Origin of the sequence: Pseudomonas sp. FYR_7, from assembly GCF_043106155.1 — a bacterium.
Classification (GTDB): Bacteria; Pseudomonadota; Gammaproteobacteria; order Pseudomonadales; family Pseudomonadaceae; genus Aquipseudomonas; species Aquipseudomonas parafulva_B.
This window is the reverse complement of the sequence record NZ_JBICMI010000013.1, coordinates 87613-100962: the sequence shown is the minus strand read 5'-3', so window position 1 is coordinate 100962 and position 13350 is coordinate 87613. Positions and strand designations below refer to the sequence as shown.

At 61.1% G+C, this 13350-nt stretch carries 18 protein-coding genes and 1 tRNA gene; 13 read left to right on the top strand and 6 right to left on the bottom strand.

All coding sequences use genetic code 11. The features are described 5' to 3' along the window. Positions 1-9 precede the first annotated feature (9 nt). The 4 genes from ACF8R3_RS02650 (at position 10) to ACF8R3_RS02635 (ending at position 2625) form a co-directional block, all read left to right on the top strand. The gene (locus ACF8R3_RS02650; RefSeq protein WP_392514814.1) at positions 10-876 is read left to right on the top strand and encodes an ATP-binding protein; all 867 of its coding nucleotides are present in this window, start codon (positions 10-12) and stop codon (positions 874-876) included. Then, on the top strand, positions 873-1544 hold the full coding sequence (locus ACF8R3_RS02645) for a 3'-5' exonuclease (protein WP_392514812.1): 672 nt from the start codon (positions 873-875) through the stop codon (positions 1542-1544). The genes ACF8R3_RS02650 and ACF8R3_RS02645 overlap by 4 nt, the downstream gene beginning before the upstream one ends. A gap of 8 nt (positions 1545-1552) precedes the next feature. After that, positions 1553-2044: a single-stranded DNA-binding protein gene (locus ACF8R3_RS02640; protein ID WP_392514810.1), complete on the top strand. Its 492-nt coding sequence runs from the start codon at positions 1553-1555 to the stop codon at positions 2042-2044. A gap of 245 nt (positions 2045-2289) precedes the next feature. Continuing rightward, positions 2290-2625: a hypothetical protein gene (locus tag ACF8R3_RS02635; protein ID WP_392514808.1), complete on the top strand. Its 336-nt coding sequence runs from the start codon at positions 2290-2292 to the stop codon at positions 2623-2625. On the opposite strand, the gene ACF8R3_RS02630 is transcribed toward ACF8R3_RS02635, so the two are convergent. Together ACF8R3_RS02630 and ACF8R3_RS02625 are read right to left on the bottom strand one after the other, a co-directional pair. After that, on the bottom strand, positions 2602-2856 hold the full coding sequence (locus tag ACF8R3_RS02630) for a hypothetical protein (protein WP_392514806.1): 255 nt from the start codon (positions 2854-2856) through the stop codon (positions 2602-2604). The genes ACF8R3_RS02635 and ACF8R3_RS02630 overlap by 24 nt on opposite strands. Before the next feature lie 112 nt (positions 2857-2968). After that, positions 2969-3148, bottom strand: coding sequence for a hypothetical protein (locus ACF8R3_RS02625; RefSeq protein WP_392514805.1), 180 nt, complete (start codon positions 3146-3148; stop codon positions 2969-2971). Between the two features lie 134 nt (positions 3149-3282). On the opposite strand from ACF8R3_RS02625, the gene ACF8R3_RS02620 reads away from it, so the two are divergent. The 9 genes from ACF8R3_RS02620 (at position 3283) to ACF8R3_RS02580 (ending at position 10038) form a co-directional block, all read left to right on the top strand. Beyond that, entirely contained in the window at positions 3283-5067 is a 1785-nt protein-coding gene (locus ACF8R3_RS02620; RefSeq protein WP_392514803.1) for a DNA cytosine methyltransferase, read from the top strand. Between the two features lie 21 nt (positions 5068-5088). Beyond that, entirely contained in the window at positions 5089-6183 is a 1095-nt protein-coding gene (locus ACF8R3_RS02615) for a hypothetical protein (protein ID WP_392514801.1), read from the top strand. Positions 6184-6266: 83 nt separating this feature from the next. Next, positions 6267-6734: a hypothetical protein gene (locus ACF8R3_RS02610; RefSeq protein ID WP_392514800.1), complete on the top strand. Its 468-nt coding sequence runs from the start codon at positions 6267-6269 to the stop codon at positions 6732-6734. Continuing rightward, positions 6731-7000, top strand: coding sequence for a hypothetical protein (locus ACF8R3_RS02605; RefSeq protein WP_392514798.1), 270 nt, complete (start codon positions 6731-6733; stop codon positions 6998-7000). The genes ACF8R3_RS02610 and ACF8R3_RS02605 overlap by 4 nt, the downstream gene beginning before the upstream one ends. Further along, positions 6997-7554 (top strand): hypothetical protein, encoded by a 558-nt coding sequence (locus ACF8R3_RS02600; RefSeq protein ID WP_392514796.1) that lies wholly within the window; start codon positions 6997-6999, stop codon positions 7552-7554. Before ACF8R3_RS02605 ends, ACF8R3_RS02600 begins: the two co-directional genes overlap by 4 nt. 43 nt (positions 7555-7597) lie before the next feature. After that, the gene (locus ACF8R3_RS02595) at positions 7598-7798 is read left to right on the top strand and encodes a hypothetical protein (RefSeq protein ID WP_196126538.1); all 201 of its coding nucleotides are present in this window, start codon (positions 7598-7600) and stop codon (positions 7796-7798) included. 50 nt (positions 7799-7848) lie between these two features. Next, complete coding sequence (locus ACF8R3_RS02590; RefSeq protein WP_392514794.1) at positions 7849-8553, top strand: metallophosphoesterase; 705 nt, start codon at positions 7849-7851, stop codon at positions 8551-8553. A 34-nt stretch (positions 8554-8587) separates the two neighbouring features. Beyond that, complete coding sequence (locus ACF8R3_RS02585; protein WP_392514792.1) at positions 8588-8989, top strand: hypothetical protein; 402 nt, start codon at positions 8588-8590, stop codon at positions 8987-8989. Then, complete coding sequence (locus tag ACF8R3_RS02580; protein WP_392514937.1) at positions 8875-10038, top strand: tyrosine-type recombinase/integrase; 1164 nt, start codon at positions 8875-8877, stop codon at positions 10036-10038. Before ACF8R3_RS02585 ends, ACF8R3_RS02580 begins: the two co-directional genes overlap by 115 nt. Before the next feature lie 69 nt (positions 10039-10107). Here the strand turns inward: ACF8R3_RS02580 and ACF8R3_RS02575 are convergent. The 4 genes from ACF8R3_RS02575 to pheT all read right to left on the bottom strand — a co-directional run bounded on the left by ACF8R3_RS02575 (position 10108) and on the right by pheT (position 13322). Beyond that, positions 10108-10184, bottom strand: a tRNA-Pro gene (locus ACF8R3_RS02575). 112 nt (positions 10185-10296) lie between these two features. After that, on the bottom strand, positions 10297-10653 hold the full coding sequence (locus tag ACF8R3_RS02570) for a MerR family transcriptional regulator (RefSeq protein ID WP_003250681.1): 357 nt from the start codon (positions 10651-10653) through the stop codon (positions 10297-10299). Beyond that, positions 10634-10936 (bottom strand): integration host factor subunit alpha, encoded by a 303-nt coding sequence (ihfA, locus tag ACF8R3_RS02565; protein WP_003250679.1) that lies wholly within the window; start codon positions 10934-10936, stop codon positions 10634-10636. Before ihfA ends, ACF8R3_RS02570 begins: the two co-directional genes overlap by 20 nt. A 4-nt stretch (positions 10937-10940) precedes the next feature. Beyond that, a complete protein-coding gene (gene pheT, locus ACF8R3_RS02560) occupies positions 10941-13322 on the bottom strand; it encodes a phenylalanine--tRNA ligase subunit beta (RefSeq protein ID WP_392514791.1) in 2382 nt (793 codons plus the stop codon). Positions 13323-13350: the final 28 nt, after the last annotated feature.

Below are 13350 nucleotides of genomic sequence, written 5' to 3'. Positions count from 1 at the left end.
GGCATCCCAATGTTCAAGAAAGCCGAACGTAAGCAGGCAAGGCTACGGCTAGCACTTACCGGCCCATCTGGATCAGGCAAGACCTATTCCGCGCTGCAACTGGCCATCGGCCTGGGCGGGCCGATCGCGGTCATCGACACCGAGCACGAAAGCGCCTCGCTGTACGCCGACCTGACCGACTTCGACGTCATGGGGCTGAGCGCGCCGTACTCGCCGGAGCGATACATAGACGCCATCAAGGCTGCCGAAGCCGGCGGCTATTCGACGCTGATCATCGACAGCTACTCGCACGAGTGGGTCGGCTCCGGCGGTTGCCTGGAGATCAACGACACGATCGCCAAGCAGCGCTACAAGGGCAACATCTGGTCGGCATGGAACGAGACAACACCGCGCCACCGCAAGCTGGTCGACACCATCCTCACCAGCCCGCTGCACATCATCTGCACGATGCGCAGCAAGACCGAGACGGTCCAGGGCGAAGGCAAGAAGATCCTCAAGCTCGGCATGAAGTCCGAGCAGCGCGACGGATCGGATTACGAGTTCACAGTGGTGCTCGACCTCCTCCACGACGGCAATGTTGCCGTGGCCACCAAGGACCGTACCCGCCTCTTCGATCAGCCGGAGGTTGTCAGCCCGGATACCGGTCGGCGCCTTCTCGCCTGGCTGAACGACGGTAAATCTCAAGCTGACCTGCAAGCCGCCGCGCTCGACGATGCCCTTTCCAAGATCCCGCTCACAGAGACGATGCAGGAGCTGCAAAGCGTGTTCTCGGCAGCCTATCGCGTACTCGAGCAGTCCCCTCAACTTCTTGCGCAACTGAACGCCGCCAAGGACCAGCGCAAGTATGAACTCACCCCTCAGGAGCAATCGGCATGAATGCCTGCATCTTCGACAGCGAAACCACTGGCCTGAACGACCCGCAACTTGTCGAGGCCGCGTACCTTCAACTGGCAGCCATTCCTGGCCTGCCGGTCTCCACCGAGTTCCTCCAGCGCTACAAGCCAGGCAAGCCAATTGAGCTCGGCGCCCTGGCCACCAGCCACATCCTCGACGAGGAGCTGGCAGATTGCCCGGATCACTCCGAATTTCAGCTGCCTTCCGATATCGAGTACCTGATCGGCCACAACGTCGACTACGACTGGGGCGTCATCGGACGACCAGAACTCAAGCGCATCTGCACCGCAGCGCTGAGCCGCCGCCTGTGGCCTGACGCCGACAGCCACTCGCAATCGGCGATGATCTACCTGCACTACCGCGAGCAAGCGCCGGGCCTCCTGCGCAACGCCCATGCCGCCCTGGACGATGTGAAGAACTGCCGGCTGCTGCTGGTCAAGATTCTTGATGCCCTGGCTGCTGAACTGGGCCGCCCGGTGGCCGACTGGGAAGAACTCTGGACCATCTCCGAAGACGCCCGCATCCCCACTGTGATCGGCTTCGGCAAGCACCGCGGAGCGAAGTTCAGCGACCTGCCGGCCGATTACCGCCGCTGGCTGCTTAACCAACCTGACCTCGACCCATTCGTTCGCAAAGCACTGCAGCGCTAGGAGACAACATGGCCCGCGGAGTAAACAAAGTCATCCTGGTCGGCACCTGCGGCCAGGACCCAGAGGTCCGCTACCTGCCAAACGGCAACGCGGTCACCACATTGAGCCTGGCCACCAGCGAGCAGTGGACCGACAAGCAGTCGGGCCAGAAGGTCGAGCGCACTGAGTGGCACCGTGTGTCCCTGTTCGGCAAGGTGGCCGAGATCGCCGGCGAGTACCTGCGCAAGGGCTCCCAGCTCTACATCGAGGGCAAGCTACAGACTCGCGAGTGGGAGAAGGACGGGATCAAGCGATACACGACTGAGGTGCACGTCGACATGCGCGGCACCATGCAGCTCCTCGGCGGCAAGCCGCAGGGCCAGCACCCAGGGCAGGCGCCCGATCGTCAGCCGCAGCAACGCCGGCAGGCGCCCCAGCAGCAGAACCAGCAGGCGGCCCCGCCGGACAGCTTCGATGACGACATTCCCTTTGCCCCGGCGCACCACCTCACGGGGGCGTAGCCATGCACAACCAGCGCTACCAGTGCCCGCCTGCCTACTTCCTCGGTCGAGCCTGCAGAGATAACTTGCAGTCACGCGATTCCCAGCCCTACGGCTGGATGACCGTGGAGTGCGGGTGGTGGTTGGCAGGTTGGAATGACCGGGACATGGAGCTCACCGCTTGAAACGCATTACCGCACGCGTTCGGCACGGCCGGCGCCAGCAACACATAAATCTGCCGCCCAGCGGCTTGGGAGGTATCGGCCATGGCAATGGAGCAGGCGGCGCGCGACAAGCGTCGGCGCGAGAAGGCAGCCAAATTGAAGGAAGAAGACCTACGCCTGAAGGTTCGACCAGGGACTAAACAGGCCCTGCTGGAGCTGATGGAGTGGGCCGGGATCGAGGAACAGGGCGAGGCGATGACGCTGATGATTCATCACCTGCATGGGCTGGGCCCGAGCGGCGCGTTGCCGCTACTGGAGCCTCCGCGCCACGAAATCACAGTGTCACCGGCTGTGGCGCGGAAGCTTCAGCAGTTCAGCGCGGCACAAGCGCTTCGCCTTGGCCGCGAGCAAGCCTTACTCGGGGTCGATCACGAATAGGCAGTTGTTATTGTTATCCATGACCATTGCGCTACCTGAACCGGTCTCCAATATCGCACCCACATAATTACCCTTCAGGTCATAGAACTCGTCACCGTCAACGCGGTAGAGAAGATCTGGGCCTGAGAACGATCGCACGAACTCGTCTTCGTCAATTCTGCCAATCGGCAACTGCCCGGGAATGCGCCCCTTAAACACGTTATACCGCCCTTTGCTGAAATCGGTAGCCACACGAATCTCCTTAGCTCGGCCCAATGCCGGTATCTCTTTTTACTCCATCACGCACAACCAAAAATATCGTTTTCGAAGTTGTGTCTCTCGCGCTGCCCGCCAGCGCCTTCCCCTATTGAACGACGGGGTCGGCACCCAGGCCTTTCCGGTAGCGGGCAATCGCGATGATCTGGCGCAGGCAGATGACCATCTCTTTCTTTATCTGGTCGTCCGGAAGTCCGATCTTTTTCAGCATCGCCTGGGCTTCTTCCTCGATCGAGGCAAGGGCCTCGGTATCGCTTTTCAGTGTCATGGAGACCTCCACCAGGTCGAGTCAGCCATGAATTGATAGCCCAGCAGAACAATGCGCGCCAGCTGCGGCGCCTTCCCCTATTCAACGATAACGCCTCCCCGGCGAGGGCGGCGCCTGCACGCAAGGACAACAACATGACCTATATGACCTCCCTCGCCCTGCCCTTCGAAAAGGAGCTGGTCGTCGATCTCTTCGCCGGCGGTGGCGGCGCCAGCAGCGGTATTGCCGAGGCTTACCGCGAGCCGGATGTAGCTGTGAACCACAACCCAATCGCCCTGGCCGTCCACCGCGCCAACCACCCGCAGACGGAGCACTACGTGGCGGACGTGTTCGAGGTCGACCCGATCCTGGCCACCAAAGGGCAGCCAGTCGGCATCCTGTGGGCATCGCCGGACTGCAGGCATCACAGCAAGGCGAAGGGCGGAAAGCCGCGCAACCGCAAGATTCGTGGCCTGGCCTGGGTGATCATCCGCTGGGCATACCAGACCAGCCCACGGCTGATCTTCCTTGAAAACGTGGAAGAGTTCGCCGACTGGGGACCGCTCGACGATGAAGGGCGACCGATCAAGGCCGAGAAAGGCCGGACGTTCCAGGCCTTCGTGAACGTGCTGGGCAACGGCATTCCTGAGGACCACCCGGATCTGCCGGAGATCCTGGCCGAGATCGGCGACCACGTGCCCAAGGAAGCGCTGGTGCGCGGCCTGCGCTACAACTTCGAGCACCAGGTGCGAGTTGCCGCAGATCAGGGCGCCCCCACTATCCGTAAGCGGCTCTACGGCATCGCCCGGCGCGATGGCAAACCAATCGTCTGGCCGGCGCCAACGCATCACAAGAATCCGGGCAAAGGCCAGAAAGCCTGGCGATCCGCAGCAGAATGCATCGACTGGGAACTGCAAGGCCGCACGATCTTCCGCGACGATGCTCTGGTGGAAAACACGATGAACCGCATCGCCAAAGGCCTGTGGCGGCACACCCTGGCCTGCAACGACCCGTTCATTGTCCCGTTGCGCGGCACTTCGAAGTCGCACACCAGCACGCACAGCGTCGACGATCCGGTCTCCACCATCAGCGGCGGGGGCACGCATCACGCCTTGGTTCAGCCGACAATGGCCGTGGCCGGCTGCCTCACGGAGCATGCCAACGGATCGACGCAGCGAACCTTCGACGCCGAAGAGCCGCTCCGGACGCAGGTAGCCCAGGTTAAAGGCGGGCACTTCGCGTTGATCACCGCCAACTTGGTCACGCTGCGCAGCGGCTGCGTGGGTGCGCCAATTGACAGTCCTGTCGGCTGCATCACCCAGAGCGGCGGGCACCACGCCATTGCTTCAGCCCACCTTGAGCAGGCAAACGGAGGGTTCTATAAGGGCGACGGCCGCAGCGCACTCGACCCGTTCTCGACGATCCTGGGCAAGGGCTCCAATCAGCGGGTGGTCACGGCCTACCTGGTCAAGTACTACGGCGCCGAGAAAGACGGCATCTCCATGCGGGAGCCGATGCATACCATCCCGTCGAAGGATCGGATGGCCGTCGTGCAGGTGGTGCAACTGCAGACGCACACGCTGACGGACGAACAGCTGGCCGGCGCCCGCAAGTGCGCTGCCTTCATGCGCAAATACCTGCCCCAGCACTTCACTGAGCACGCCGATGTGGTGATGGTTGGCGACTACGTGATGATCGACATCACGCTTCGCATGCTCAAGCCCCACGAACTGAAGCGGGCTCAAGGCTTCCGGGCTGACTACATCATCGACCGCGGGCTCTTCCTCAACGAGGAAACAGGCCAGATGTACTGGAAAGAAATTTCAGGAGCCAACCAGGTGAAGCTTCTGGGCAACAGCGTCTGCAAGGACGAAGCCCGGGCACTGGTTGCCGCGAACGCCTCCGACCTCATCGAACTCTACCAGCGCCTGGCGGCCTGACGCCGCCAGCAGGAGACACCCATGCCCACAGAAAACCGATCCAGCAACACCGAGATGGTCAGCGTGCCGCCGTACATTGGCCTGGAGCCGCTGGTTGGACGTTACTACCCCGCCCAATGCCGCCGTTGCGGTTGGGTTGGCAGCTCCGAAGAGTTGACCGAGGACGATGCGCAGTGCACCCGAGACATTGGCGATCGCCTGTGCCTGGGCGACTGCGATGAACTTGAGCGCCATGATCTGCTGAACATCATCCAAGCCATGGCAGCGCCGCAGCCCCACCCCGAGCCAATAGCCTGGATGGTTGGTACTGCCTTCTGGTGGACCAAAGAAGAGGCAGAGAGGGATGCGGCGGAGACTGGGCTGCCGATCGTGGGGCTGGGGCCAATGGCAGGGATCGCACCAGCCGAGCACCAGGGCGATCCGGTGGCGCTGCCTGCGCGCAAGCATGAACCTACAGAGCTGAGTGACGTGTTCGTCGATGCAGAAAACGAGGGCTGGAACGCCTGCCTAGACGAAATCGCCAAGCTGGGGCCGCTCTACACCCACGCGGACCCTGCCGAGGTTGAGCAACTTCGCCTTGAGCTGGCCGAACTTCGCCGCTGGGAGGCCTCGGTGCGTGAGAATTCTCCGCTGGTCAACGAGCTGGAGCGGCTGCGCGCCAATGCAGGCCAGCACAAGCTGGCAATGGATGCCGCGTGCGGTGAGTTGACGGATCTCCGCGCCCAGCTTGCCGAGGCGCATGCGCTGCTGGCTCGGGTAGTAAATTCCGGCGCGTTGACAAGTGAGCAATACGAATCGCTTGAAGCTGAGTGCTGCGCCATATCTGCCAGCGCGCCGAAGTGCAAGACCTGCCAAGACCAGGGCGAAGTATTCGTGCGAAAGGGTGACGTCCATTACGGCATGCAGACAGAACCCGAACCGGTCATGGCCGCATGCCCTGACTGCGCCGCACCAACCGTTGCCCTATCCGCCAGCGCAGAGCCGAGCGCTTTGCCTGACCCGCTCGGCTGCAACGAGTGTACGCATGCTGAATGCGGAAGGTTCGACGGACCGCGCCAGGTAGAGTGCCGCGCCATGGCTGACAACGCTTGCGCTCGCCCCGGTGCCAGCTCTTAACCCCAGAGCACATCTGTACTCCATCCCGCTGTAACCCCTCTCCCCTCTATTCACTGCCGCGATATGGCGGCAAAGGAATTCCTGTGTCCGAAAAAACTGAGTTGGACCTCGATGCCATCGAGGCAGCAGCCAAGGCCGCAACGCCGCAAGACTTCGTCAGCGCCCAAGTCGGCGGAGCCGAAGAAGGCTGGATGGAATGCCCTGGTTGCGGCGGTGAAGGCTCCGTCGAGCTGACGGCCGACTACCTGAACTACGACGGCGTGGCTTTGGGCGTGCAGTTCTACGGGATCGGCGAGCCACACGTTCACGCAGAGGCCTACTACCGCGCCGCCCGGCCTGCAGTCATGTTGGCCCTGATTGCAGAAGTTCGCGCCCTGCGAGCTGACGCAGCGCGGTATCGCTGGCTGCGTGACCCAGATGGCCAGGAAGATCTCGGCAGCGAATACAACATGCCGCCCATCATCTGCGGCTACGCCGAGTATGAGGACATTCTTGCCAATGATGCGCTAGACCGCGCAATCGACCAGGGCATGGAGGCGCTTAAGTCATGACCCGCCTCGCCCTCTGCCTCCTGCTGCTGGCCACCGGCGCCAGCGCCGACCCACGCGAAACTCGGCCACTGCCTTACAGCGCAGATGTCTTCCACGACGACCAACGTCGAGTGACCTGCTGGAAGCTCTCGAATGGACTGAGCTGCATCCCCGACAGCCAGCTGCACGCCGGCAATGAGCGCCAGCTCTCCCCGCACGAAACCCAACCCGAACCTAAACCCGCTATGGCGCCTGGGCGCTGGATTGATGAGAGGTATGAGCTGTGAGCAGGATCGACTGGAGCAAAGCGCCTGAGTGGGCAGAAGGCCACGGCTTGGTAGCCCATCACGGCATCACGGAGGTGTGGATCAACATGGACCAGTACGCCGTGGTCGGCGCCGAGGATCGTGCCTATCCCTATGGCGGCGGCACCGGCGATCACCGGCACAACTTCACCCGAGGCCAGGTGCAGTACATCACGCCGCGGCCAGCGCGCTGGGATGGCGAAGGCCTTCCGCCAATAGGCCAAAAGATAGAAATGAAGCACAAGCGCTCCACGGAAGATTGGGCTCGGCCTGGATTTGAGGAAGTGACCATAACCGCCATGGGCGCACAGCTGTTTCTGGTCACCTACCGCGATGGCGGCGAAGAAAACTGCGGCCATCTCAGCGAGTACGATTTCCGGCCGCTCAGCTCTCCTGAGCAACGGGCGGCTGAAGAACGCCAGCGTGCTGCGCGACAAATGTGCCTGGATGCCGGGCATGAAACCCCAACCCCTGGGCAGATTAATATGGGCCTGAAGCTCTACGACGCGGGCTACCGCAAGCAGGTGGCGCCATGATCGCCCTCGCCTACATGGCCAACCTGATCTACCGAGGCCCACGATGAACAACCACCTCTACCAGCCATTCTCGGCGCGCGGCATGGGTAGCTGGCACACCTGCAGCATTTGCGGCACGTCCAAACACAGCGGCTTCTACTGGCTGGCTGGCTACAAGAGCAAAACCGAGCCGCCATGCATCGCCTGGAAGATCGATCCAGAGTGGAAGGCCCAGGCCATCCCAGCGCCGATCACCGAACCCTAATCGCCCACCCTTTACTTAAGCCCGCCGACATGCGTGGGCGAGGATTTTGCATGCTCGAAACCATCGAGGTGATGCGCATCAAGCGCTTCGCCGCAAACACGGCTGGCCGCGATTTTGCGGTCGGCGATATCCACGGGCACTTCACTAGGCTGCAGGCCGCGCTGGACGCTGCTGGCTTCGATCCGGCAGCTGACCGCCTGTTCAGCGTTGGCGACCTGGTCGACCGCGGGCCCGAGTGCCGCGACGTACTCGAATGGCTGGCAAAGCCCTGGTTCCACCCGGTGCGCGGTAACCACGACGACTACGTCTGCAGATTCGATACCTGCGACGTGGACAACTGGGTCTACAACGGCGGCGCCTGGTTCGCCGGCTTGGCCTGGGATGAACAGCGCGAATTCGCCGTCCAATTCCGAGAGCTGCCTATCGCGATCGAGGTGGAGACGTCCGGCGGTCTGGTCGGAATTGTTCACGCCGACTGCCCTTTCCCTTCTTGGGATGAATTGCGGGCGGCACTGGAAGCTCCCGAGACCGCCAGGCAGCTGAGGCTCACGCAGAACACCTGCATGTGGTCTCGCAGCCGAATCGAGCTTGGCGAGACCGAAGGTGTGCGCGGCCTACGAGCACTGGTGGTCGGTCACACCCCGCTGATCAAGCCGCGGGCGCTCGGTAACGTAATTCACATCGACACCATGGGCTGGCGACCACAAGACGGCGGTCAATTCACTCTGCTGGACCTGCACTCCCTCAGTTTCTGACCTATCGACCGCCGCCGGCGGCGTGGAGAAAACCATGGCGAATGCCACAGCAGCAAAGCCATCCAGCATTCAGCCGCGGTTCATCCGTTTCGGCGATGCGCCTGGCTACCTCGGCATGTGCCGGGACGAATTCAACAAGACGGCTCGCCCGAACGTGCGCGAGTTTCCCATCGGCAAACAGGGCGTGGCCTTCGACCGCCAGGAGCTCGACGAGTGGGCCGATGCCTACATCGAGGCCAAGGCGATTGAAAAAGCCACCGCACAGGACAACAATCGGCCCCGCAGCGAGCGCCGAGGAGATGATACATGGCGCGAAAAACGATCACTGGCCTCTACGAGAAGGGCGGTGTCTGGCAAATCGACAAAGTCTACAAAGGGGAGCGAATTCGAGAGAGTACTGGCACTGGTGACCGGGAAGAAGCAGAGCAGTACCTGATTCACAAGCTCGAGCAGCTGCGTCAAAGGAAGGTGTATGGCGTTCGACAGGTCCACACCTGGGAGGAGGCAGCGATGCGCTACCTCCTTGAGGTCAAGGATCAGCCCTCCATTCACCTGACTGCCTTGTGCATGAAGCAGCTTCATCCATACCTGGGTCATCTGCCGCTGACGCACATAGATGACCAGGCGCTGGAGCCGTTTATAAGGGATCGTCAGACAGAAAAGGTTCTGCCGGATGGGACCATTGAAAAGGCCGTGAGCAACCGAACGATCAACATCGCCATCGAGCGCGCGGTCCGGGTTTTGACGCTCTGCGCAAGAAAGTGGCGAGACGATGATCGCCGGCCATGGCTGGACAGTGTGCCCATGCTGAGGAAGCTCGAAGAGAAGAAGTCGAGCCGCAAGCCCTACCCCATGTCGTGGGAAGAGCAATCGATCCTCTTCAACGAGTTACCAGCCCACCTGCAAACGATGGCCCTGTTCAAGGTAAACACAGGCTGCCGGGAGCAAGAGGTGTGCAAGCTGAGGTGGGATTGGGAGATATCGGTGCCGGAACTGGGAACCAGTGTTTTCCTGATCCCCGCTGACTTCGGCGGGAGACACGCCCGGTCGGGCGTAAAGAATGGCGACGAACGCCTGGTGGTGCTGAACAACGTGGCCAAGTCGATCATTGAAAGACAGCGCGGGATCAGCAAGGAATGGGTATTCCCATATAACGGAACCGCGATGCACCGCATGAACGATTCGGCTTGGAAGAAGGCGCGAGTGAGAGCGGCGAAACTCTGGCAGGAGGAAAACCTTCGCCCCGCTCACCCTGGATATGCCTCGATCAGGATTCACGATTTGAAGCACACCTTCGGTCGACGACTGCGGGCAGCAGGCGTTACTGAGGAAGATCGAAAATCACTGCTCGGGCACAAGAACGGCAGCATCACCAGTCATTACTCCGGCGCAGAGCTGGGCAAGCTGATTGAGGCTGCGAACATGGTATCAACAACGGACTCTAGAGGCCCTGTGTTGACGATCTTGAAGAGGAAAATCGGATGATGTCCCGAAAATCTCCCCACATGCAGAAATGAAAAAGCCACCCGAAGGTGGCTAAGTCATTGAAAATAATGGTCGGGACGGAGTGATTCGAACACTCGACCCCTTGCACCCCATGCAAGTGCGCTACCGGGCTGCGCTACGCCCCGACTGGGCTTTGAAGCATGTTCTCGTTACCGCTGAGAACGATGAAGAATATACCCTAACCTTTTGATTAATGGAAGCTTTTTTTCAAAAATTTCCACTCATCCTAAACAACGGTCACTTCTTCAGCACCACCAACACATCTTCCAACTCGACAATCATCTGACGAATCAGCTGTTTGTACTGGCTCGACTCATCCTTGGCCTCATCACTGGAAAGCCGCAACCTCGCCCCGCCAATGGTGAAGCCCTGGTCGTAAAGCAGGGCGCGAATCTGGCGGATCATCAGCACGTCTTGGCGCTGGTAATACCGCCGGTTGCCCCGCCGCTTCACAGGATTGAGCTGATCGAACTCCTGCTCCCAATACCGCAACACGTGCGGTTTTACAGCGCAAAGTTCGCTGACCTCACCAATGGTGAAGTACCGTTTGCCCGGTATGGGGGGCAGTTCGTCGTTATGGCTTGGTTCCAGCATAGGCCTCAACCCGGGCCTTCAACTTCTGCCCTGGACGAAAGGTGACGACGCGCCGTGCGGTGATCGGGATTTCTTCCCCAGTCTTGGGGTTGCGGCCCGGCCGCTGGCGTTTATCGCGAAGGTCGAAGTTGCCGAAACCGGACAACTTGACCTGCTCGTTCTCTTCAAGTGCGTGCCGAATTTCTTCGAAAAACAGCTCGACCAGCTCCTTGGCCTCACGCTTGTTAAGCCCCAGCTCCTCGTACAGCCTCTCGGCCATCTCAGCTTTCGTCAGAGCACCCATGCCGTTATTTCCTTAACGTGGTGTTCAACCTTTGTTCGAGCGAGGTGAGGATAGTGTGCAAGGTAGTGTTCACCTCATCGTCGTTAAGAGTGCGCGATGGATGCTGCCAGGTCAAGCCGACTGCCAGGCTTTTTCTATCAGGATCAATGCCTTTACCCTGGTAGACATCAAACAGCCTGAGGTCTGTGAGCCATTCGCCTGCATTGTCACGAATTACGTCAAGCACGTCTTGAGACGCTACATCACGACCTGCGATCAACGCCAGGTCACGACGGGTTTCCGGGAACTTGGACAACTCGCTGAATTTCGGCAATCGGCCTTCGACCACATCGGCCAGCACCAGCTCGAAAACGAAGACCGGGCGGTCCAGGTCCAGGACTTTTGCAAGCTCTGGATGAAGCGCGCCCAGATAGCCAACGGTCTTACCTTCACGCTGGATTTCGGCGGTCTGACCAGGGTGCAAGGCTGGATGCTTGCCAGCGACGAAGGTGAAGTCGCCCAACGCACCAGAATAACCCAGCAGGGCTTCCACATCGGCCTTCACGTCGAAGAAATCGATGGTATCGCGGCCGTTGGCCCAGCCTTCAGGCAAGCGGCTGCCTGTAGCGACGCCGGCAATCATCGGTTCCTGTGCCAAGTTGCCTAACTGGCCAACGAAACGTAGGCCACTTTCGAACAAGCGCACGCGGTCCTGCTGGCGATTGAGGTTGTGCTGCAATGCCTTGACCAGGCCCGGCCACAGAGAGGCACGCATGGCCGCCATGTCGCTGGAGATAGGGTTGGCCAGCAACAGTGGCTCTACGCCTGGGCTGAACAGCTCGAACAGTTTCGGATCGATGAAGCTGTAGGTAATGGCCTCCTGGTAACCACGAGCAACCAGCAGACGACGCAGGTTTGGCAGCTCGCCACGGGTTTCCGGACGTGCTTGCGGCGCCAGGCGCGCTTGCGGGTAGCGCACGGGCAGGTTGTTGTAACCGTACAGACGCGCGAGCTCTTCGATCAGGTCGACTTCGAGGCTGATATCGAAGCGGTGGCTCGGAACGTTGACCGTCCACTGCCCTGCTCCGTCTGCCTGGGTAGCCAGACCAAGGTTGTTGAGCAACTGCTCGACCTGGGACGGGTCCATTTCCATGCCAAGCATCTGGGCGATGCGATCGGCACGCAGGGTAACCGGGGCAATGCGGGGCAAGTGTTGCTCGCTGACGGCTTCAACGATAGGGCCGGCTTCACCGCCTACCACTTCCAGCAGCAATGCGGTCGCGCGCTCCATGGCCTCGCGGGCCAACTGGGAATCGACGCCGCGCTCATAACGGTGCGAGGCGTCGGTGTGCAGGCCGTAGGAGCGGGCCTTGCCTGCAACGGAAATCGGCTCGAAGAAAGCGCTTTCCAGGAACAGATCACGGGTTTTAGCGGTGTCGACGCCGCTGTGCTCGCCGCCCATGACGCCGGCGATGGCCAGGGCGCGGGTGTGGTCGGCAATGACCAGGGTGTCGGCACGCAGTGCAACTTCCTGGCCGTCGAGCAGCACGAGCTTCTCGCCTTCCTCGGCCATGCGTACGCGAATGCCGCCGTTGATCTCTGCCAAGTCAAAGGCGTGCATCGGCTGGCCGAGTTCGAGCATCACGTAGTTAGTGATGTCTACGGCAGCGTCGATGCTGCGCACGTCGCTGCGGCGCAGACGCTCGACCATCCACAGCGGCGTCGGCTTGCTCAGGTCGACATTGCGGATGACCCGCCCCAGGTAACGTGGGCAAGCTGGCGGCGCATGGACCTCGACTGGGCGCACTTCGTCGTGCGCGGCAGCCACGGCTGGCACCAGCGGGCGGGTAACCGGCACGTCGTACAGCGCGCTGACGTCGCGCGCCAGGCCGGCGATTGACAGGCAATCACCCCGGTTGGGCGTAAGCCCGATTTCGATGCTGGCATCATCCAGGCTCAGGTACTGGCGAATGTCTTCGCCTACCGGTGCATCGCTGGCCAGTTCGAGCAGGCCATCGTTTTCTTCACTGATCTGCAGTTCGGCCGCCGAGCAGAGCATGCCGAATGACTCCACACCGCGCAGCTTGGCCTTCTTGATCTTGAAGTCACCAGGCAGTTCGGCGCCGATCATGGCGAAGGGGATCTTGATCCCTGGCCGTGCGTTAGGCGCGCCGCAAACGACCTGGAACGTTTCCTGACCATTGCTGACCTGGCACACACGCAGCTTGTCGGCGTCTGGGTGTTGTTCAGTGGCAAGGATTTCACCCACCACAATACCGCTGAACTGGCCGGCAGCGGGGGTCACGCTGTCGACTTCCAGGCCGGCCATGGACAGGCGGGCCACCAGTTCGTCACGGGAGACTTGCGGGTTTACCCAACCGCGCAGCCACTGTTCACTGAATTTCATGCTGTTCTTCTCCTGAAGGTTGCGTCGA